The following is a 2,997-nucleotide window of genomic DNA, read 5'->3' as shown; positions in this document are numbered from 1 at the left end:
TTTTAGTTCTTTTTTGTTATCTAAATTCTTATAATTTTATAGAATATCAGTATTTCTATTTTTACTAAAAGTATATATTTTATAAGGTTTTGTAGCATTAAAAATAAAATAATAATAAAGGATGTGTATATAAACGTTAAAGAGAATAAAAGCATTGTAAAAGCAGTAGATTTTAAGAATTGAAATAAAGTTAATGGATCTATCTAAGTAACACTTATTTAAGATTGTGTATATCTTTTTTATATTTGTTTAATCTAATAATAAACTTCTTATTTCTTTATAGTCAGCCATCTCATAAGTTGGAGTTAAATTACTTTTATTCTCTACTTTATTTGGGTTATACCAACAAGTATGTATATTATAATTAATTCCACCTCTTATATCAGAATTAAGATTATCTCCAATCATAAGAATTTCATCTTTTCTAAATTTTCCAAGATTGCTTATTGCATGTTCAAATATATCTGGATGTGGTTTTGCTATACCCACTTCTTCTGAAATTACAATGTCTTTGAAATATTTTGCTATAACTGATTTTTTTATTCTTTTTTCTTGTACTGTAGTAAGTCCATTAGTAACTATAGAAAGTGTGTATTTATTACTTAAATCCTGTATAAGTTCAATAGCTCCTTCAAATAAAAATGAACCGTCACCTAGATACTTCATATAAGTTGATGCAAATTCATTTTCATCAAAGTTCATCTCTATTTTATTAATAAATCTCCTAAATCTTTCTAGCTTTAATTCTTCCTGAGTTATAAGACCCTGCTCAAGCTCTTTCCAGATAGCAGAGTTTATTTCTTCATAAGTGTTAAAATGATAGCTTTCATCATAATCAACTCTAAAATCTATCATAGTATTTTTAAAGGCTTGTCTTTCAGCTTTTTTAAAATCAAATAATGTCTCATCTGCATCAAATAATATAACCTTATATTTCATAATTAATTCTCCTTGATTAATTTGTTATAAAATATTTTTTTAAATTATATCATATAAATATTTAATTTTAAACTTCTTCTAATATAAATTTAATGTAAAGTTGTGCTAATTTTAATATACCTTAGGGTTTTATAAAATAATATCTTGTATTAAGATTATTTTTATACTCATTATTAAATTATTGTAAACTAAATGATTTTTTTTAGTTTAATAATAAGGTATTTAAATATTAAATTTAGTAAATAATATTTATGAGGTGAACAGTATGAGAAAGAAAGTAATCTATATAGTAGTATTAATAATAACAGCTATTATTTTTAATACAAAAAATGTATATGCCAATACTCCTATTGCACCTATTAACAACATTTATGAGGAAGGAATTTACCAATTAAATAAAAGTGATAAAGGTGAATATAATTTGCAATACCAATTTCTTAATAAAGATGGTGATTCAGCAATTATTGTATTAGATGAAAATGCCGATATAGTTTATAAAAATATAAACTGTAATAGAAAATGCAACGCTGGTACAATAACAAACAAGAATACTATTATATTAATAACAGATGGAGAAGTACAATTAGATTTTACTAAAATAAATTAAGCAGTGAATTTCAAAAAATATCGTATATTCTTTTGAATAATACGATATTTTTTTCGCAATTCATTTAAATACAAGGGAGAATTACATAAAACTAGGTATATAGAAGTTATATATCTAGTTTTATTTTATATAAATAGCGAACGTATGTTTGCAATGTGAACAAGTGTTTGGTATAATTAGTATAAATTATGAAAAGGATGTGATATTTTGTTAAAACCACCTATTTGTAGAGTTGGAGGAAAATCTAAACTGAGAAAAGATGTTATAGATTTGATTCCAGAGCATACATGTTATATAGAGTTATTTTTTGGAGCTGGATGGGTTTATTTTGGAAAAGAGCCAAGTAAGATAGAAGTTATAAATGATATAGATAAGGAATTAATAAATCTATTTAGAATGATAAAATATCATTCTCCAGAGATAGAAAGATTACTAGAGTATGAGTTTTCTGGAAGGGATATTTTTGAAGAATATAAAAATTACAATGTAAATTATTTAACTGAAATACATAGAGCTATTAGATTCTTATATTTAATAACTCAAAGTTTTGCTGGGAAGGGTAAAGATTACGGGTATGGAGTTACTAAAAAGCCTAGTCAAAAAATATTTTATAAAAATATGTTAAATGATATAAAGGAAAGATTAAGTAACACATATGTAGAGAATTTAAGTTTTGAAAAAATTATTGATAAATACGATAGAGAACATAGTTTTTTCTTTTGTGATCCTCCGTATTTTGAAACTGCAGGATATGATAATAAGTTTGGAGAAGAAGAACATATTATTTTAAGAGACAAGCTTAAAAATTTAAATGGCAAATTTTTATTAACTATTAATGATCATCAAAAGGTAAGAGAATGGTATAAAGGGTTTAATATAAAACAGATTGAGGTCAGTTATTCGGTTTCTAGAGCTGCAGAAGGAAGAGGAAAATACAAAGAATTAATAATAACGAATTATTAATTTAGGGAAGGAGAAGCAATGATTAGGTATGTAGAAATATGGGATAAAAATATAGTGAGTCAAGTTAAGGCACGTAGTACTCTTTGGTTTATAAAATTACATAAGGGTAAAGTTGTAATAACTATTAATGATTTAAATGAATTGTTAGGTATGAAGATTGATTTTAAAGAGATAAGCAAAAGAAAAGATATTTTTGATAGAAGAGATTGGAATGCTCTAGGAAGAGGGAAATTAAGAGAAGAATTCGAAAAGAATAATAATATCAGATATGAAGAAGAAACTTTTTTCTTTGTATATCTAACTGGATTCTTAAAGATATTAAAAATGCTAGTTAATGAAAATAAAATTAATTTATATGAAGCTGAGAGTATAATAGGAATTATAGATAATAATACTAAATATTTAAATGTTTAAAATATAAAGCATATTGGTGTAGATCCAATATGCTTTTAGTTTTATAATAAGTAATTATAGTATTTTAATATATA

General features: G+C 23.8%; 4 protein-coding genes. 3 read left to right on the top strand and 1 reads right to left on the bottom strand.

The window, feature by feature from the left end; genetic code table 11:
* Positions 1-249 precede the first annotated feature (249 nt).
* Positions 250-939 carry a YjjG family noncanonical pyrimidine nucleotidase gene (locus I4V51_RS20245; protein ID WP_195990249.1) on the bottom strand — a complete coding sequence of 230 codons (690 nt, stop codon included), beginning with the start codon at positions 937-939 and terminating at the stop codon, positions 250-252.
* Positions 940-1,204: 265 nt separating this feature from the next.
* On the opposite strand from I4V51_RS20245, the gene I4V51_RS20240 reads away from it, so the two are divergent.
* The 3 genes from I4V51_RS20240 to I4V51_RS20230 all read left to right on the top strand — a co-directional run bounded on the left by I4V51_RS20240 (position 1,205) and on the right by I4V51_RS20230 (position 2,923).
* Positions 1,205-1,546, top strand: a complete 342-nt coding sequence (locus tag I4V51_RS20240) for a hypothetical protein (protein ID WP_195990248.1) — start codon at positions 1,205-1,207, stop codon at positions 1,544-1,546.
* Positions 1,547-1,753: 207 nt separating this feature from the next.
* Positions 1,754-2,509 carry a DNA adenine methylase gene (locus I4V51_RS20235; RefSeq protein WP_195990247.1) on the top strand — a complete coding sequence of 252 codons (756 nt, stop codon included), beginning with the start codon at positions 1,754-1,756 and terminating at the stop codon, positions 2,507-2,509.
* Positions 2,510-2,527: 18 nt separating this feature from the next.
* Entirely contained in the window at positions 2,528-2,923 is a 396-nt protein-coding gene (locus tag I4V51_RS20230) for a hypothetical protein (RefSeq protein ID WP_195990246.1), read from the top strand.
* Positions 2,924-2,997: the final 74 nt, after the last annotated feature.

Origin of the sequence: Clostridium sp. D53t1_180928_C8, assembly GCF_015667795.1 — a bacterium.
GTDB lineage: Bacteria > Bacillota > Clostridia > Clostridiales > Clostridiaceae > Clostridium.
This window is presented reverse-complemented; position numbering and strand designations above follow the sequence as displayed.

What these genes read in the sequence shown, in the direction of transcription:
- I4V51_RS20245 (WP_195990249.1), bottom strand. Translation starts at nt 939, where the DNA reads ATGAAATATAAGGTTATATTATTTGATGCAGATGAGACATTATTTGAT.
- I4V51_RS20240 (WP_195990248.1), top strand. Translation starts at nt 1,205, where the DNA reads ATGAGAAAGAAAGTAATCTATATAGTAGTATTAATAATAACAGCTATT.
- I4V51_RS20230 (WP_195990246.1), top strand. Translation starts at nt 2,528, where the DNA reads ATGATTAGGTATGTAGAAATATGGGATAAAAATATAGTGAGTCAAGTT.